This window comes from Streptomyces sp. NPDC052236 (assembly GCF_044548015.1).
In the GTDB taxonomy this organism is placed as follows: domain Bacteria; phylum Actinomycetota; class Actinomycetes; order Streptomycetales; family Streptomycetaceae; genus Streptomyces.
In genome coordinates, this window is the sequence record NZ_JBIUBL010000008.1 from 1 (window position 1) to 17,500 (window position 17,500).

The following is a 17,500-nucleotide window of genomic DNA, read 5'->3' on the forward strand; positions in this document are numbered from 1 at the left end:
TGCCGGCCCTCGGGTCGGGGGGGGGGCGGTGGTGGCTGCGGCCCCCCCCGCCCCCCCCCCCCCCCCCCGCCCGCCCCCCCCCCCCCCGGGCGGGGGGGGGGGGGGGGCGGGTGGGGGCCCCCCCCCCCCCCCCCCCACACCGGTGGGGCCATTCGGCGGTAGCACCTGCGACGTGCGACGATGTGCGGCATGTCGCAGCAGCCCCCCATTCGGAGCACCGGGTCTCCACCCCCTCGTCCCGATGCGTCCATGTCGCTGCTGACGAACGTGATGGAGCACAGCCTCGACCAGGGTTACGCGGAGGCTGCGGCCCGCAGGCAGGCCGAGGGCGGGGCACGTCCCCGTACCGTGCGCGCGAAGCTCGGCCTCGCCGCCGGGCTGGTGCTGGCGGCCCTGGTGGTCACCGTGGGAGCCGCGGAGGCCCGGATATCGGCGCCGGTCCTGGCGAAGGAGCGCGAGAAGCTCATCGACCGCATCGATGCGGAGACCACGGCGGCCGACAGCCTTGAGCGCAGTGTCGACAAGCTCCGCAACGAGGTGGGGGACCGGCAGCGGAAGGCCCTCAACACCCAGGGTGAGGGGCAGGGGGACCTCGTCGCGCTGCTCTCCGGCGCCACCGAGGTCCAGGGACCGGGTGTGAAGCTCGTCGTCGACGACGCGAAGGACATCGCGCAGGACGGCGACGGCGACGGGCCACGCGAGACCGGCGGATTCAACGACACAGGCAGGGTGCGGGACCGCGATTTGCAGCGGATCGTCAACGGGCTGTGGTGGTCGGGCGCGGAGGCCGTCGCGATCAATGGGCAGCGGCTGACCGCCCTGTCGGCGATCCGTGCCGCGGGCGACGCCATACTGGTCGACAACAAGCCGCTGGTGCCGCCGTACACGGTGCTCGCGGTGGGGGACGGGAAGCGGCTGAGCACCGCCTTCCAGGACAGTGCCGACGGAGAGTATCTGCACGTGCTGCAGGAGGACTTCGGTATTCGCTCCACCATCTCGACCGAGGAGAAGGTGCGTCTGCCGGCGGCCCCCTCCTTGATCGTACGTACAGCAGAGCCGGCTGACACTGGGAAGGGCACATCTTGATCGCCGTACTGGGCCTCGTCGTGGGAGTCGTGGTCGGACTGTTGGTCCGGCCCGAGGTGCCGGCGATGGTCGAGCCGTATCTGCCGATCGCCGTTGTCGCGGCTCTGGACGCTGTCTTCGGAGGGCTGCGGGCCATGCTCGACGGCATCTTCGTCGACAAGGTCTTCGTCGTCTCCTTCCTGTCGAACGTGGTCGTGGCGGCCTTGATCGTGTTCCTGGGCGACAAGTTGGGCGTCGGTGCCCAGCTGTCCACGGGTGTGGTGGTCGTCTTCGGCATCCGGATCTTCTCGAACGCTGCCGCGATCCGCCGGCACGTGTTCCGGGCGTGAGGCCGATGAACAGCGCAGAGAATCCCATGGGCGAGACTTTCAGGAATGAGCCTCCCCGGAGCGAGACTCCCGAGGATGAGAAGAAGCTGACGGACAAGCAGGCGGTCGGCGAGCCCGAGCGGCAGCCGACCGGCCGGCAGCGGCTGATCGCCGGGCTGTGGCCACCGCGCATCACGCGCGCTCAACTCATCGTCGCCGTGCTCCTCTTCGTCCTCGGTCTCGGACTCGCCATCCAGGTCCGCTCGACCAGCGACAACAGCGCGCTGCGCGGTGCCCGCCAGGAGGACCTGGTCCGCATCCTCGACGAGATCGACAACCGCACCCAGCGGCTGGAGGACGAGAAGCGGCGGCTGGAGGACCAGCGCGGCGAGCTCGAGAACAGCTCGGACCAGGCCGAAGAGGCGCGCAAGCAGACGCAGCAGAAGGAACAGCAGCTCGGCATCCTGGCCGGCACGGTCGCCGCCGAGGGGCCCGGCATCACGCTGACCATCGAGGACCCGTCCGGCACCGTCGAGTCGGACATGCTGCTCGATACGATCCAGGAACTGCGCGCCGCCGGTGCGGAAGCGATTCAGGTGAACGACGTCAGGGTCGCCGCCGACACTCATTTCACCGGCACCGGCGGCGAGATCGAGGTCGACGGCAAGCGCGTCACCGCGCCGTACCGCTTCAAAGTCATCGGCCAGCCGCAGGATCTGGAGCCCGCCCTGAACATCCCCGGCGGCGTCGTGAAGACGCTGGAGAAGGAGCAGGCCATCGCCACAGTGGCGCGGTCGGAGCGGATCGTCGTGGATGCCTTGCGACCCGCGACGCGCCCTGACTACGCTCGATCGTCCTCGCAGTGAGGCGGCGGCGCATGGGGTCCGGCGAACCAGGGCATGAGGGTTCGGGGGGTCGACGCATCACAAGGGTGGTGCGTGGTGGAAACTGTCTGGTGGTTACGGACGTTGTGAGGATGTCCGGGTCGGCAGGTCTGATCATTCAGGGTTCGTCCTGCCCCACGGGCGGGTCTATTTCGGTCAAGGGGAAACGCCCGTGAAGTTGTTTGGGAAGTTGTTCGGCAAGAGCGCACGCGAGGACGCCGGCGGCAACGCCCGTCACCGCGCGCCGCGCCATGGCCAGGCTGAGGAGCAGGGCGCCGAGCGTCCGCTCTTCCGCGATGAGCTGGCTGGTTCGGGCGGTGACATTTCGGGCAGTCGGGGCGCGTCGTCTGTTGACCCTGCTGGTCCGGGCCGCATAGGTTTCGGGGAACCATCAGCCTCAAGTGCGGGTGGAGGGTTTGCCTCCGACCCGTATGCGACCAATCCCCACGCGGGGCAGCCGCGGCAGGAGGATCCGTCCATGTCGGCCTTGCCGGTTTGTGCGAGATGCGGGCACCGCAACACCGAGGCGAGTAAGTTCTGCTCCAACTGCGGCACGCCGCTGCGGGGCGGAGTGCCCGCGGAGCGCGCCTCGGAGCAGACGTCGACGATCTCCATCTCCGGCCTTGAGGCGTACGAGTCGGAGGTGACGGGGCAGACACAGGTGCCGTCCCTCTCTCCCGAGGCCCAGGCGGCGGTCGACGCGCTGCCGCTCGGTTCGGCGCTCTTGGTGGTGCGCCGCGGTCCGAACTCCGGCAGTCGCTTCCTGCTGGACGGAGAGCTGACCACGGCAGGCCGCCACCCGCAGAGCGACATCTTCCTGGACGACGTGACCGTGTCGCGGCGCCATGTGGAGTTCCGCAGGGGGCCGGACGGCCGCTTCAGCGTCTCCGACGTCGGCAGCCTGAACGGCACGTATGTCAACCGTGAGCGGATCGACTCGGTGATCCTGTCGAACGGTGACGAGGTCCAGATCGGCAAGTACCGGCTGGTCTTCTATGCGAGCCAGCGGGGCATGTGACGCCTCCCCCGGACTCCGTCCGGGGGGACCCCCAAGGAAGGTACATGCTGCGAACACCGACGGGCGGTGCCGGGCACGGCACCGCCACCGCGGGGGACAGCGCGGGGGACAGGCTGATGAGCATCGGCACGGTGCTCAGCCGACTGCGTGAGGAGTTTCCCGAGGTCACGATCTCCAAGATCCGGTTCCTGGAGTCCGAAGGGCTGGTCGAGCCGCGGCGTACAGCGTCGGGGTACCGCAAATTCTCGCCCGAGGACCTGGAGCGGCTGGCTCAGGTGTTGCGGATGCAGCGGGACCACTATCTGCCGCTGAAGGTCATCCGTGAGCAGCTCGACGCCCTGGCCCGCGGCGACGAGGTGCGGCTGCCCGCGCCCGGCGCGCCGCGGGAGCTGCTCGACGGCTCCTGGGACGGCGGCTCTGGGCGGCCCACCGCTCCCCGGGTCGGCCGGGCCGAGCTCCTTGCCACCGCCGAGGTGAGCGAGGACGAGCTGGCCGCATGGGAGTCGTACGGCCTCATTGCGCCGGACGAGAACGGCGGCTACGACGCCGAGTCGGTGACCGTGGCCAGGCTGATCGCCGAGCTGGGGAGTTTTGGCCTGGAACCGCGGCATCTGCGCGCGATGAAAGCCGCCGCCGAACGTGAGGCCGGACTGGTCGAGCAGGTGGTGGCGCCCCTGCGGCTGCATCGCAATCCGCAGACCAGGGCGCATGCCGAAGCGACTGCGAAAGAGCTCGCGGTCCTGTCCGTACGGCTGCATGCGGCCCTGGTGCAGACCGCTCTGGGAGTGCGGCTCCAGTGACCTTGGGACGGCCCGACTACCCAAACCGGCCGGGCACGTCCTAGGGTTGCTGTGTGAACGAGCTCGACGTTGTAGGTGTCCGGGTCGAAATGCCCTCGAACCAACCGATCGTGCTCCTGCGTGAAGTGGGAGGCGACCGGTACCTCCCCATTTGGATCGGTCCGGGGGAGGCGACCGCTATTGCCTTCGCCCAGCAGGGCATGGCCCCTGCCAGGCCGCTGACCCATGATCTTTTCAAGGATGTGCTGGAGGCGGTGGGCCAGGAGCTGACCGAGGTCCGGATCACCGACCTGCGGGAAGGGGTCTTCTATGCCGAGCTGGTCTTCGCCAGCGGGGTCGAGGTCAGCGCCAGACCGTCCGACGCCATAGCGCTGGCTCTGCGCACCGGTACGCCGATCTACGGCAGCGATGGCGTCCTCGACGACGCGGGCATCGCCATCCCGGACGAGCAGGAGGATGAGGTGGAGAAGTTCCGCGAATTCCTCGACCAGATCTCGCCCGAGGACTTCGGTACCAACAGTCAGTAAGCCAGTCAGCAAGCGTCCGGGCCGGGCGGCGTCAGCACATTCGAAGAGCTCTTCCCGAATGGGGGGACGCGAAACCACTCTCAGGGTGATTATCACTCGGCGTGGCGAGTGTGGCGATCGTTGACGCACCCCGGGTGACTGCCTACCTTCGAGTTGGCAGGTCAAGGACGGAGGTCGGCGTGAGAAGCAGCGGCGACGGTACGGCTGGGGGAGCATCCGGATGGAGTCTGGGTGACGATGGGCCGTATCCGCTTCACAGGAGTGCGGCCGACACCTCCGCGGAGACGATCGGCTACCGCGGACCCACCGCCTGCGCGGCGGCGGGCATCACCTATCGGCAGCTCGACTACTGGGCGCGTACCGGCCTGGTCGAGCCCAGCGTGCGACCGGCGTACGGCTCCGGTACCCAGCGGCTCTACAGCTTCCGCGATGTGGTCGTCCTCAAGATCGTCAAGCGTTTCCTGGACACCGGCGTCGCGCTGCAGAACATCCGCACCGCAGTGCGGCACCTGCGTGGCCGGGGCGTCAGGGACCTGGAGCGTATGACGCTCATGAGCGACGGCGCGACGGTCTACGAGTGTTCCTCGCCCGACGAGGTGGTCGACCTGCTCCAGGGCGGTCAGGGGATCTTCGGGATCGCCGTGGGCGTGGTGTGGCGGGATGTCGAGGCCGCGCTGTCGCAGCTGCACGGGGAGCGGGTCGACACCGGCGAGACCCTGATCGGGAACAACCCCACCGACGAGCTGGCCCGGCGCAGGCGCGACCGGGCCGTCTGAAGACCAGCCGTCTGAAGACCATGGGTCTCTGAAGACCGGGTGTCCGAAAGCTCCCATTGTCAGTGGCGTAGGGCAGCATCGAAGGTGTGAGAGCCGCGCCGACCATTCTGCATCTGGACATGGATGCCTTCTACGCCGCCGCAGAGCAGGCGGCGAAGCCGAGTCTGCGCGGAAAGCCGGTGGTGGTGGGCGGGCTCGGGCCGCGCGGCGTCGTGGCGACCGCGTCGTACGAGGCCAGACGGTTCGGGGTGCACTCGGCGATGCCGATGGCGCAGGCCAGACGGCTGGCGCCGAACGCCGCGTATCTCGTCCCGCGCTTCTCCCTCTACCGCACGGTCAGCGAGCAGGTGATGGAGCTGCTGGGGCGGCTCTCGCCGCTGGTGGAGCCGCTGAGCCTGGACGAGGCGTTCGTGGACCTGGAGGCGGGCGGCTCGGCCGACGACGCGGACTCGGCGCGGGCGACCGGTGAGCGGCTGCGCGCGGACATCCGCGCGGTCACCGGGCTCACCGGGTCCGTCGGTCTCGCGGGCTGCAAGATGCTGGCGAAAATCGCCTCCGAGCAGGCGAAACCCGACGGTCTGGTGCTCATACCGCCCGGCACGGAGCGCGAGCTGCTCGGGCCGATGCCGGTGCGGACGCTGCCCGGTGTGGGCCCGGCGACCGGCGAGCATCTGCGGCGGGCCGGTATGACGACGATCGCGGACCTGGCGGCGGCGGGCGAGGATGAGCTCGTACGGCTGCTGGGCAGGTCGCACGGAGCCTCGCTGTTCCGGATGTCCCTGGGCAACGACGACCGGCCGGTGGTGTCCGAGCGGGACACGAAGTCGGTGTCGGTGGAGGACACCTTCGACGTCGATCTGCACGACCGGGTGCGGGTGCGGACCGAGGTGGACCGGCTCGCCGACCGGTGTGTGCGGCGACTGCGGGAGTCGGGGCACTCGGGGCGGACCATCGTGCTGAAGGTGCGGCGGTACGACTTCTCGACGCTGACGCGCTCGGAGACGCTGCGCGGGCCGACGGACGACCCCGGAGTGGTGCGGGAGGCCGCCAGGCGGCTGCTGGAGGCTGTGGACACGACAGGCGGGGTGCGGCTGCTCGGGGTGGGCGTCAGCGGGCTCGCGGACTACACCCAGGAGGATCTGTTCGCCCAGGCGGCATCCGCGGAGGCAGCAGAGGAGGCCGAAGCCCTGCCCGAGTCCCCGCAGACGCAGACGCAGACGCAGACGCAGACGCAGACCTCGGAGCAGGCCGGTGAGGCCGGTGAGGCGGCATCCGGGGGCAGGGCTCCGGCCACGGCCGCCGCGTCCATAGTCCCCGGCGAGCGGCGGTGGCCCGCCGGGCACGACGTACGGCATGCCGAGTACGGGCCGGGGTGGGTGCAGGGCAGCGGGGTCGGGCGGGTCACCGTGCGGTTCGAGGAGCCGGGGTCGCCCCCCGGGCGGGTGCGCACCTTCCGGGTGGACGACCCGGACCTGGAGCCCGCCGACCCGCTGCCGCTGGTGGGGCTGGTGGGGCTGGTGGGGCCGGCCCCGGCGGCGGATGAGGGGGAGCCGGGTCAGTCCTCCTCGCCGGAGACCCGGCCGCGGGACCCGTCGCCGGAGGAGGGCGCGGGCGCACTCGGCGGCTCGGGCAGTTCGAGGCCGTAGTGGTGGTAGAGCTGCAGCTCCTGCTCCGGGGAGAGATGACGGCCGACGCCGAAGTCCGGCGCGTCCTTGATCAGCGCGCGTTCGTACGGGATGCGGAGGCCACCGTCGACCAGCTCGCTGGGCTCCAGGGGGACGAAGGCGTCCCGGCTGAACAGGCCGGTGCGTACAGCCGCCCATTCGGGTGCCCCGGTGGCATCGTCCAGATACACCTCGTCCACGGTCCCGATCTTGACGCCGTCGCGGTCGAACGCTTTGCGGCCGATCAGGCTGCGCGGATCGATGTCGGTCTGCACGGTCCCTCCAAAAGGTCGCAAGCCAGCCAAATGCTAGCTAAATACTACAAAAGGGCAGATTTAGGGTGTCGGCCACTGGAGCGATTGGCGCGGGAGCGCGCTGGTAGGCTGGCAAATGGCTGCTGACCCTGTGCGGGAGAGCCCTCCGGTAGAAGTGTGAACGTGCCGGTGGCGCCGAAGGAGCAAATCCTCCCCGGAAACTCTCAGGCCCCCGTACCGCACGGACGAGGTCACTCTGGAAAGTAGGGCGGGCGTCGGACGGCATCCGCTCTCACCGACGGTGAAAGCCGGATCGCGCATTGGCGGCGGTCCGGTGAAACTCTCAGGTTGAGATGACAGAGGGGGAGGCCGTCCGGGCATCCGCGCCGTGGTGCCCCTCGCAGGTCGTGTCAGACCAGGAGGCCTCCTCATGACCGCCAACCGCATACCGCTCTCCCAGCTGGAGCGAGGCACCCCCTTCGAACGGCGTCACATCGGGCCCGACGCCGAGGCCCAGGCCAAGATGCTCGCGCAGGTGGGCTACGGCTCGCTGGACGAGCTGACCGCCGCCGCGGTGCCTGATGTGATCAAGAGCGCCGAGGCGCTGAACCTCCCGGATGCGCGCACCGAGGCCGATGTCCTCGCCGAGCTGCGCACCCTCGCCGACCGCAATCAGGTGCTGGCGCCGATGATCGGCCTCGGCTACTACGGCACGTTCACCCCGCCGGTCATCCTGCGCAACGTCATGGAGAACCCGGCCTGGTACACCGCGTACACGCCGTATCAGCCGGAGATCTCGCAGGGCCGGCTGGAGGCGCTGCTGAACTTCCAGACGATGGTGGCCGATCTCACCGGCCTGCCCACCTCCGGCGCCTCGCTGCTGGACGAGGGGACGGCAGCCGCCGAGGCCATGGCGCTCGCCCGCCGGGTCGGCAAGGTCAAGAACGGCGTCTTCCTGGTCGACGCCGACGCCCTGCCGCAGACGCTCGCGGTGATCGAGACCCGTGCCGAGCCGACCGGCGTCGAGGTCGTCACCGCCGACCTCAGCGAGGGCATCCCGGCCTCGATCGCCGAGCGCGGGGTCTTCGGCGTGCTGTTGCAGTACCCCGGGGCCTCCGGCGCCGTACGCGACCTCAAGCCCGTCATCGAGCAGGCGCACGCGCTGGGCGCGATCGTCACCGTCGCCGCCGATCTGCTGGCGCTGACGCTGCTCACCTCGCCCGGTGAGCTGGGCGCCGACATCGCGGTGGGCACCACCCAGCGCTTCGGCGTCCCGATGGGCTTCGGCGGTCCGCACGCGGGCTATATGGCGGTACGGGACACCTTCGCGCGCTCCCTGCCGGGCCGACTCGTCGGAGTCTCGGTCGACGTGGACGGCAACCGGGCGTACCGGCTCGCGCTCCAGACGCGTGAGCAGCACATCCGCCGCGAGAAGGCCACCAGCAATATCTGCACCGCGCAGGTGCTGCTCGCCGTCATGGCGGCGATGTACGCCGTCTACCACGGCCCCGACGGCCTCCGCGGCATCGCGCAGCGCACCCACCGGTACGCGACGCTGCTCGCGGCGGGGCTGCGGGCGGGCGGTGTGGAGATCGTGCACGGCTCGTACTTCGACACGCTGACCGTCCGGGTCCCGGGCCGGGCCGCCGAGATCGTCGCTGCCGCCCGCGAGGGCGGGGTGAACCTCCGCCTGATCGACGCCGACCACCTCTCCGTCGCCTGCGACGAGACCACCGGGCGCGGCCGGCTGTCCGCCGTCTGGAACGCCTTCGGCGTCGAGGCGGATGTCGAGGCGCTGGACGAAGCGCTGGACGAGGCCACCGCGGACGCGCTGCCCGAGGCCCTGCTGCGTACGGACGACTACCTGACCCACCCCGTCTTCCACCAGCACCGTTCCGAGACCGCGATGCTGCGCTACCTGCGCAGGCTCGCCGACCGGGACTACGCGCTGGACCGTGGCATGATCCCGCTCGGCTCCTGCACCATGAAGCTGAACGGGACCACCGAGATGGAGCCGGTGACCTGGCCGGAGTTCGCGGCGATGCACCCCTTCGCACCGGTCGAGCAGGCCGCCGGGTACCTCACGCTCATCCGCGAGCTGGAGGAGCGCCTCGCCGAGGTCACGGGGTACGACACGGTCTCCATCCAGCCCAACGCCGGTTCGCAGGGCGAGTTCGCTGGCCTGCTCGCCGTACGGGCGTACCACCGGGCCAACGGCGACGACCAGCGCACCATCTGTCTCATCCCGTCCTCCGCGCACGGCACCAATGCCGCCAGCGCCGTCATGGCGGGCATGAAGGTCGTCGTGGTCAGGACCGCGGACGACGGCGAGATCGACGTCGAGGACCTGCGCGCCAAGATCGAGCAGTACCGCGACGAGCTGTCCGTGCTGATGATCACCTACCCGTCCACGCACGGTGTGTTCGAGGAACACGTCGCCGACATCTGCGCGCAGGTGCACGACGCCGGCGGTCAGGTGTACGTCGACGGGGCGAACCTCAACGCGCTGGTGGGTCTCGCCAAGCCCGGCAGGTTCGGCGGCGACGTCTCGCACCTCAATCTGCACAAGACCTTCTGCATCCCGCACGGCGGCGGCGGCCCCGGCGTCGGTCCGGTCGGCGTGCGGGCGCACCTGGCCCCGTACCTGCCCAACCACCCGCTCCAGCCGACCGCCGGACCGCGGACGGGCATCGGCCCGATCTCGGCCGCCCCCTGGGGCTCCGCGGGCATTCTGCCGATCTCCTGGGCGTACATACGGCTCATGGGCGGCGAGGGCCTCAAGCGCGCGACGCAGGTCGCCGTGCTCGCGGCCAACTACATCGCCAAGCGCCTGGAGCCGCACTACCCGGTGCTCTACACGGGTCCGGCCGGTCTGGTCGCGCACGAGTGCATTGTGGATCTGCGCCCGCTGTCGAAGGCGACCGGCGTCAGCGTCGACGACATCGCCAAGCGTCTGATCGACTACGGCTTCCACGCGCCGACGATGTCCTTCCCGGTGGCCGGCACGCTGATGATCGAGCCCACCGAGAGCGAGGACCTGACCGAAATCGACCGCTTCTGCGAGACGATGATCGCGATCCGGGGCGAGATCGAGAAGGTCGCGTCCGGCGAGTGGCCCGCCGAGGACAACCCGCTGCGCAATGCCCCGCACACGGCGGCGGCGCTGGGCGGGGAGTGGGAGCACGCCTACAGCCGGGACGAGGCGGTCTTCCCGGCGGGTGTGAGCGCCTCGGACAAGTACTGGCCGCCGGTGCGCAGGATCGACGGCGCGTTCGGTGACCGTAACCTCGTCTGCTCCTGCCCGCCGCTGGACGAGTACGACAACTGACGGCGGCACTCACGGGTCGGGGCCGGTGCGGAGTGAAGTCTCCGGCCGGCCCCTGGTCATACGTACTGCTGAGTACCTCTATCGACGGCGCTTCAGGCGGCCGTCATCACCTGCCCGGTGTCCCGCGCGCGGTGCGGTGCGATGATCTGCCCGTTCGGCAGCAGCTCGCCGGTGTCCTCGAAGAGCAGGACGCCGTTGCACAGCAGGCTCCAGCCCTGCTCCGGGTGGTGCGCCATCAGGCGCGCGGCTTCCCGGTCGGCTGAGTCGGATGTCGGGCAGGGTGGTTGGTGCTGGCACATGGATGGGTTCTTTCGCTGCGTCGTAGTGATTGTCCTGCGGCTGGCTGAGGTGCTCATGGCCGCCCCCCGTATCTATCGGTCCGGTACCAGTGTTGCCCTACGGGCGTCAATCCGCAGGGATTTCGCGGCAGCGCTTCCTTATTGGGTAAGGACGTGTCACCCACGCGGACGGTTCAGTCCAACTGCCCTGTCTCTTCGGGTGGTTCGACGTGGCCTGTCTGGGCTAGTCCGGATGGGCGGGAGTGCGCCCCGCGACCGGACGGTCACGGGGCGCACACCTGGTGGTACTCCGGGCGGGTGGGCCCGGCGGTTCTCAGGCGGGTGAGCCGAGCAGCGGGGCCGGTGACAACCGCAGCGTCATCACCGGCAGCAGATCGGCGACCCGGTGCGGAAGGTGTGCGGCGATGCCCGGCGGCGCGGGCGCCAGCGGCACCAGGACGTCCGAAGGCCGGGGTGTACCGGCCGAGGCGTCGGCATCGGTGTCGCCGTGCAGCCAGAGCGTGAGCATATAGAGCTCGGGAATGGACAGCAGGCGTGGCTGAAAGGGCGTGCGCATGGCCTCGGCCTGGCGCAGCGCCCGTTCGGTGGAGCTGAGGTACGGGCCTTCGAAGAAGTGCGAGAAGGCCCAGCCGTCGGGAGTGAGCATCGTCTCCGCGGCGGCTACGGCGCGATCGCCGCTGCGGATCAGGAAGCGCCAGCCCGTCAGGCGGGTGTACGCGGTTCGGTCGCTCCCCACGATCCGGTCCAGTACGTGGACGGGGAGCGGCAGTTCGGGGGTCAGGGGGCCCGGTGCGGACCTCAGGGCGGGAGTGCGGGGATCGCGGACGGCGGTGGGAGAACCGAGTGCCGCGAGGACAGTGCGCAGGGCAGGCGCGGGGGCCGGGGGGACATGCAGCGGCATGATGGGTCGCCTCTCACTTGGGAGACACGTTGGAGCGTGGGCAGGTGCGGACGGCACTGTTGGAGTGCGGAGCCTCAGGGGGCCGAAGGCGCCGGACGCCAACTCTCTGCCTTGTATGCGGAGTTTATACGACACGTGTTCTCGCAATGTTTCCGCTAGCGATCGCCCGTATTTCCGGCAAGGCTGTATTCGGTCTTTCTGTGGCGGCGATTATCCCGGTATTTTACGAAGGTAAGGGCTGCGGCCAGGGACTTTACCTGCGCAGTGGTCGGCCGAGATCAGTCGGTGTTTTTCACGAGACCTCGATGACGGGCCCGTATAGCGCTACTTGCCGTAGGAATGTGCCGCTGGAGTTTTGGCCCACCCTACCTCCAGCGAGCCGCCCGCGGGGCGTTACGGCGCGGTCAGGGTGGGCATTATCGTCCGTGACACGAGCGGCCTGGGCTTCGTGGCCGTCCACTCCCGGGAGGGATCTCCGATGGGTGAGAAGGTCGTGGCAGGCGGGATCCACCTGTCCGATCGGCAAAAGTACCGGCGAAAGGCCCAGCAGTGCCTCACGGGACTGGGGCGGCTGCTGGACGAGAAGAGGTTCGACCGGCCCAGAAATCTCATGGGCCTTGAGATCGAACTGAATCTCGCAGGCGACGACGGGCTGCCCCGGATGATGAATAAGGAGGTCCTTGAGCGCATCGCGAGCCATGATTTCCAGACCGAGCTGGGAATGTTCAATCTGGAAGTAAATGTTGTTCCGCACCGCATGGCCGCGCGTGTTCTGGACCAGCTGGCCGAGGAGCTGCGCACCGGTCTCGGCTACGCCCACCGGAAAGCGAACGAGGTCGGCTCGGGGATCGTGATGATCGGAATCCTGCCGACGCTCGCCCAGCGCGATCTGGTCTCCGCGAACCTTTCCGACGTCGACCGGTACACCCTGCTCAACGATCAGATCGTGGCCGCGCGCGGCGAGGATCTCGTGCTCGATATCGACGGCGTGGAGCGGCTCACCTGTACCTCGTCGTCGATAATGCCCGAAGCGGCCTGCACTTCGGTTCAGTTGCATCTCCAGGTGACGCCCGCACGGTTCGCGGATGTGTGGAACGCCGCGCAGGCGGTGGCCGCGGTCCAGGTCGCGGTCGGCGCGAACTCGCCGTTCCTCTTCGGCCGGGAGCTGTGGCGCGAAACGCGCCCGCCGCTGTTCCAGCAGGCCACGGACACCCGCCCGCCCGAGCTCCAGGCGCAGGGCGTCCGGCCGCGTACCTGGTTCGGCGAGCGGTGGGTGAAATCGCCGTACGAGCTCTTCGAGGAGAACCTGCGCTACTTCCCCGCGCTGCTGCCGATCTGTGACGACGAGGAGCCGCTGCGGGTGCTGGACGACGGCGGCGTGCCGCGCCTCCAGGAGCTCGTCCTGCACAACGGCACGATCTACCGCTGGAACCGGCCGGTGTACGCGGTCGTCGACGGCGTACCGCATCTGCGGGTGGAGAACCGCGTGCTGCCGGCGGGGCCCACGGTCACCGATGTGATCGCGAACGTCGCCTTCTACTACGGGCTGGTGCGCGCGCTCGCCGAGGAGCCCCGGCCGGTGTGGACGCGGCTGCCCTTCGCCGCCGCGGCATCGAACTTCGAGGCCGCGTGCCGTGACGGCATCGACTCCGAGCTTCACTGGCCACGCCCGGGGCGGGCGGGCGGCGTCACCGCTGTGCCCGCCGCCAAGCTCGTACGCGACGAGCTGTTGCCGCTGGCCGCCGCGGGGCTCGACGCGTGGAACATCGAGCGCGCCGACCGGGACTTCTATCTTGGGGTGATCGAGGAGAGGTGCAGGCGGCGGGTGAACGGGGCCTCGTGGCAGGCGGACACGTACCACCGCGCCCTGGAGGCGGGGCTGGAGAGGGACGCCGCGCTCGCGGCCACCACGCGCCGCTACTGCGAGCTGATGCACGAGGGCGAGCCGGTGCACACATGGCCGGTCGGCTTTCCGGGGCCGCAGCCGTGGCGTCAGGCGCGGGGCCGGTCGGGGCGGCGGCAGCTCTGACGTCCCGTCCAGGCTGTCCAGAACTGTCCAGAGCTGGGTCCGCCGCGGACACCCGCTGCGACAGCGGCTTGGCGGTGGCCGCGACCTCGCTGTCGGGCGTCCGGGCCGCGCGCCGCGGTCAGGGTGGATTGCGAGACGCCGGCGAGGTCCAGGCGTACGGCGGCGGACGCGCGGACGGGACCTGCCTGCGGCCGTCATATCGTCGTGAGGCAAGCTGTGACGTCCCATGCGTCCCCCGGCCCGTCGGGCAGCTCTCTTCGTACGTGTATTCGAGGTCCTGGCGGGGTGAGGATGGGGACGAGGTGGGATCAGTCAACTGGAGGCGGTGTGCGGGCAGAGGCGGGGCGCGGGGCTGAATCTCTTCCTCGGGAGGGTGTGTCACCGGGGATTCTGCGGTCCGAGATGCTCCTCGTACTGGCGGTTTCGCTGGGTGCGAGTGGAGTGTCGGCGCTGATCAGCTTTGTCGGATCGCTGACGAAGCCGGGCGGTCTGAAGGACCAGGCGGCGACGCTGAACGGGTCGTACGCCCCTGGGCGGCCGTGGCTCGATCTTTCCTGGCAGCTCTTCGGCATCGCGACGTCGCTGGTGCCTGTCGTGCTCGTCGCACATCTGCTGGTGCGGGAGGGCGCGGGCGTCCGGTCGATCGGTTTCGACCGGGCCAGGCCATGGTTCGATCTGGGGCGTGGGGCACTCGTCGCGGCGGGCATCGGGAGCGCCGGGCTCGCGTTCTACCTGGTGGCGCGCGCCTCGGGCTTCAACCTCACGGTGGTGCCCGAAGCGCTGCCCGAGGTGTGGTGGAAGTACCCCGTGCTGATCCTCTCGGCGATCCAGAACTCCGTATTGGAGGAGGTGATCGTCGTCGGATATCTGCTGCGCAGACTCGGGCAGCTGGGGTGGACTCCGATGGCGGCGCTGGTGGCGAGCTCCGTGCTGCGCGGCTCGTACCACCTCTACCAGGGCATCGGCGGGTTCATCGGGAACCTGGTGATGGGGGTCGTGTTCGTCCTGCTCTACCGGCGGTGGGGGCGGGTGGGGCCGCTGGTGGCGGCGCATGCGCTGCTCGACATCGTGGCGTTTGTCGGATACGGGCTGCTGGCCGGGAAGGTGGGGTGGCTGCCCACGCCGTGAGTGGTCGCGAGGCGCTCACGGTGAGGTGAGCAGCTCGCCGTCGATGACGGTTACGGCCCGGCCGGTGAGCAGCGTGCGGTCACCGCGCAGTGAGGTGCGGACCAGTCCGGAGCGGGCGGAGGCCTGGAGGCCGGTCAGCTCGCCGCGGCCGAGCCGCGCGGACCAGAATGGCGCGAGGGCCGTGTGCGCGCTGCCGGTCACCGGGTCCTCGTCGATGCCGACCTGGGGGAAGAAGCAGCGCGAGACGAAGTCGTAGCCGCCGTGGGGATCTTCGGCGGCGGCTGTCGCGATGATGCCGCGCTTCGAGTACGTCACGAGGGCCGCGAGGTCCGGGCGGAGTGCCCGTACGGACTGCTCGTCGGCAAGCTCGACCAGCAGATCGCCGATGTGCGGGCCCGTGTCGTGGGCCGAGATCACCTTCGCGCCCAGTGCGTCGGCGACGCCGTCCGGGGTTTCGACGGGCGTGAGCGGTGCGGTGGGGAAGTCGAGCGTGAGCGTGCCGTCTTCGTGGGCGGTGGCGGACAGGATGCCGCAGCGTGCGGCGAAGCGCACGGTGCCGCCTGCGATGCCCGTGGTGTGCAGCACATGGGCGGTGGCCAGCGTGGCGTGGCCGCACATGTCGACCTCGGTGGACGGGGTGAACCAGCGCAGCGCCCAGTCGGCCTCGCCGTCGGAAGCGCCCGAAGCGCCCGAAGCGCCGGAGGGCAGGGGGTGGGCGAAAGCTGTCTCCGAGAGGTTCACCTCCGTCGCCACCTGTTGGAGCCAGGAGTCGTCGGGGAAGTGGTTGGAGTCCAGGAGCAGGACTCCGGCGGGGTTCCCGGCGAAGGGACGGTCGGTGAAGGCGTCGACGATTCGAATCCGCATGAGCTGACCGTAGGGGTGGGACAGAGCCGCAGGCCAAGGCCAATTCGCGGTGACTGGACCGATCGCTGGTGAGACTTGTGGGTCATCGAACGCTGTTTTCTTCGGCGGTGTCCTGGGGCAGGGGGTCCGGACAGGCATCGTCGGTGCTGGTGAAGGCCCTCGGCAGGTGGCGCAGGGCGAAGACGCCGAGTGCGGCGTGGAGAATGCCTGCGATGACGGCAGCGGCGTGCAGACCGGTGACGAAGGCTGACTTCGCATCGCCGATCGCCGCGGCCGTGAGGCCGGGGACCTGCAATGTCTCGTTGAGGGTACCGGCGAGGTCAGGTCCCTGGAGCCGGAAGATAAGGGCGGCCAGCGAGCCGAGGAGTGCGATGCCGAGGGCGTTGCCGATCTCGTTGCTGGTCTCGGCGATTGCCGCCGCGGACCCGGCGCGCTCCGCGGGAACCGCGGCGATGGCGGTGTCGGCGACCACGCTGAAGGAGATGCCGTAGCCGATGCCGGCGATGACGGTGGACGCCACGTACCAGCCGATGCCGCTGGAGGTGCTGGTGGCCAGCAGCAGGAGCAGCCCTGCGGCGATGAAGAAGTGGCAGGTGATGAGCGCTGCCCGGGTGCCGATACGCTCGACCAGTGCCGGTGTGACGACGCAGGTGACGGTGAGCACGGCGGCGCCGGGGAGCGCGACGAGAGCCGCGTCCAGGACGGTCAGTCCGAGGACGGACTGGAGGTAGATGCCGCCGAGGTAGGCCACTGCCGACCATGCGGCCAGCGGCAGAAGCCCGGTGATGGCCGCGATCGTGAACACCCGGTCGCGGAAGAGGCGGAAGTCGATCAGCGGGTGTTCAAGGTGGAGTTGCCGCCGGACGAACCACCACAGGGTGACGACGCCGGCGATCCCTGTGGCCATCGGGGTCACGGTCAGCCCCTCCGCCGCCGCATGCTTGATCGCGTAGACCGTCAGCAGGATGCCCGCAGCGGAGAGCAGAACGCTCGGAGCGTCGACGCGGCCGGTACGGGTGGCACGTACCTCGCGGAGCAGGACCGGGGCCAGAATCAGGAACAGCACGACGACGGGGAGATTGATCAGGAAGACCGATCCCCACCAGAAGCTGTTCAGCAACTGTCCGCCGACGACCGGGCCGATCGCGAAGCCGGCGGCGAAGGTGGCTGCGAAGACGCCGATCGCTTTCGCCCGCAGGCGTGGGTCGGTGAACAGTTCGCTGAGTACCGCCAGCGCCGACGGCAGCAGCGTGGCACCGGCCACGCCCATCAGCGCCCGGAAGGCGATCAGCAGTTCCGGCCCGGGGGCGAACGCCGCTCCCGCCGAGGCCGCGCCGAACACCACCGCGCCGGTCATCAGCAGCTTCAGCCGGCCGTACCGGTCGCCGATGTTCCCGAACGCGATGAGTAGGGACCCGACGGCGAATCCGTAGACGTCCAGGATCCACAGCGCCTGATCGGCGGTCGGCGACAGCGCCTCGGAGACCTTGGGCATCGCCAGGAACAGGACCGAACTGTCCATCGCGACCAGCAGTACCGGGCCCAGCACCACCAGCAGACCGAGCCACGCCCGCGGACCGGGTGAGTGAGGAACACGCTGTTCATTCATGCTGGGAACGGTGCGGCTTCGTCCG

General features: G+C 69.7%; 16 protein-coding genes and 1 riboswitch. Of the genes, 11 read left to right on the forward strand and 5 right to left on the reverse strand.

The genetic code is table 11. From position 1 onward, the window contains the following. Positions 1 to 189: 189 nt before the first annotated feature. From ACIHCQ_RS15330 to ACIHCQ_RS15365, 8 genes are all read left to right on the forward strand, one after another. Positions 190 to 1,086: a DUF881 domain-containing protein gene (locus tag ACIHCQ_RS15330; protein WP_399662069.1), complete on the forward strand. Its 897-nt coding sequence runs from the start codon at positions 190 to 192 to the stop codon at positions 1,084 to 1,086. Next, complete coding sequence (locus ACIHCQ_RS15335; protein WP_164266945.1) at positions 1,083 to 1,415, forward strand: small basic family protein; 333 nt, start codon at positions 1,083 to 1,085, stop codon at positions 1,413 to 1,415. The genes ACIHCQ_RS15330 and ACIHCQ_RS15335 overlap by 4 nt, the downstream gene beginning before the upstream one ends. 26 nt (positions 1,416 to 1,441) lie before the next feature. Continuing rightward, entirely contained in the window at positions 1,442 to 2,260 is an 819-nt protein-coding gene (locus ACIHCQ_RS15340) for a DUF881 domain-containing protein (protein WP_399662072.1), read from the forward strand. Between the two features lie 82 nt (positions 2,261 to 2,342). Next, on the forward strand, positions 2,343 to 3,296 hold the full coding sequence (locus ACIHCQ_RS15345) for an FHA domain-containing protein (protein ID WP_399662570.1): 954 nt from the start codon (positions 2,343 to 2,345) through the stop codon (positions 3,294 to 3,296). A 44-nt stretch (positions 3,297 to 3,340) separates the two neighbouring features. Next, positions 3,341 to 4,096, forward strand: coding sequence for a MerR family transcriptional regulator (locus tag ACIHCQ_RS15350; protein ID WP_399662073.1), 756 nt, complete (start codon positions 3,341 to 3,343; stop codon positions 4,094 to 4,096). 53 nt (positions 4,097 to 4,149) lie between these two features. Then, positions 4,150 to 4,623, forward strand: coding sequence for a bifunctional nuclease family protein (locus ACIHCQ_RS15355; protein ID WP_006123076.1), 474 nt, complete (start codon positions 4,150 to 4,152; stop codon positions 4,621 to 4,623). A 179-nt stretch (positions 4,624 to 4,802) separates the two neighbouring features. Then, positions 4,803 to 5,399: a MerR family transcriptional regulator gene (locus tag ACIHCQ_RS15360; protein ID WP_399662075.1), complete on the forward strand. Its 597-nt coding sequence runs from the start codon at positions 4,803 to 4,805 to the stop codon at positions 5,397 to 5,399. Between the two features lie 86 nt (positions 5,400 to 5,485). Further along, positions 5,486 to 7,045 (forward strand): DNA polymerase IV, encoded by a 1,560-nt coding sequence (locus ACIHCQ_RS15365; RefSeq protein WP_399662077.1) that lies wholly within the window; start codon positions 5,486 to 5,488, stop codon positions 7,043 to 7,045. On the opposite strand, the gene ACIHCQ_RS15370 is transcribed toward ACIHCQ_RS15365, so the two are convergent. Beyond that, the gene (locus ACIHCQ_RS15370) at positions 6,955 to 7,338 is read right to left on the reverse strand and encodes a PRC-barrel domain-containing protein (protein WP_399662079.1); all 384 of its coding nucleotides are present in this window, start codon (positions 7,336 to 7,338) and stop codon (positions 6,955 to 6,957) included. The genes ACIHCQ_RS15365 and ACIHCQ_RS15370 overlap by 91 nt on opposite strands. Before the next feature lie 123 nt (positions 7,339 to 7,461). Beyond that, a riboswitch (glycine riboswitch) is annotated at positions 7,462 to 7,567 on the forward strand. 180 nt (positions 7,568 to 7,747) lie between these two features. Between ACIHCQ_RS15370 and gcvP the strand changes: the two genes are divergently transcribed. Continuing rightward, entirely contained in the window at positions 7,748 to 10,645 is a 2,898-nt protein-coding gene (gene gcvP, locus ACIHCQ_RS15375) for an aminomethyl-transferring glycine dehydrogenase (RefSeq protein ID WP_399662081.1), read from the forward strand. Positions 10,646 to 10,737: 92 nt separating this feature from the next. Here the strand turns inward: gcvP and ACIHCQ_RS15380 are convergent, their stop codons facing one another. Together ACIHCQ_RS15380 and ACIHCQ_RS15385 are read right to left on the reverse strand one after the other, a co-directional pair. Then, complete coding sequence (locus ACIHCQ_RS15380; protein WP_399662083.1) at positions 10,738 to 10,944, reverse strand: DUF5999 family protein; 207 nt, start codon at positions 10,942 to 10,944, stop codon at positions 10,738 to 10,740. Positions 10,945 to 11,257: 313 nt separating this feature from the next. After that, on the reverse strand, positions 11,258 to 11,845 hold the full coding sequence (locus ACIHCQ_RS15385; RefSeq protein WP_399662085.1) for a hypothetical protein: 588 nt from the start codon (positions 11,843 to 11,845) through the stop codon (positions 11,258 to 11,260). Between the two features lie 478 nt (positions 11,846 to 12,323). Here ACIHCQ_RS15385 and ACIHCQ_RS15390 point away from each other — a divergent pair, with 478 nt between their 5' ends. Both ACIHCQ_RS15390 and ACIHCQ_RS15395 read left to right on the forward strand, forming a co-directional pair. Further along, on the forward strand, positions 12,324 to 13,874 hold the full coding sequence (locus ACIHCQ_RS15390) for a glutamate-cysteine ligase family protein (protein ID WP_399662087.1): 1,551 nt from the start codon (positions 12,324 to 12,326) through the stop codon (positions 13,872 to 13,874). Positions 13,875 to 14,165: 291 nt separating this feature from the next. Continuing rightward, positions 14,166 to 15,002 (forward strand): CPBP family intramembrane glutamic endopeptidase, encoded by an 837-nt coding sequence (locus ACIHCQ_RS15395; protein ID WP_399662089.1) that lies wholly within the window; start codon positions 14,166 to 14,168, stop codon positions 15,000 to 15,002. 15 nt (positions 15,003 to 15,017) lie between these two features. Here the strand turns inward: ACIHCQ_RS15395 and ACIHCQ_RS15400 are convergent, their stop codons facing one another. Then, on the reverse strand, positions 15,018 to 15,866 hold the full coding sequence (locus ACIHCQ_RS15400; RefSeq protein ID WP_399662091.1) for a PhzF family phenazine biosynthesis protein: 849 nt from the start codon (positions 15,864 to 15,866) through the stop codon (positions 15,018 to 15,020). An 82-nt stretch (positions 15,867 to 15,948) separates the two neighbouring features. Then, positions 15,949 to 17,475 (reverse strand): MFS transporter, encoded by a 1,527-nt coding sequence (locus ACIHCQ_RS15405; protein WP_399662093.1) that lies wholly within the window; start codon positions 17,473 to 17,475, stop codon positions 15,949 to 15,951. Positions 17,476 to 17,500: the final 25 nt, after the last annotated feature.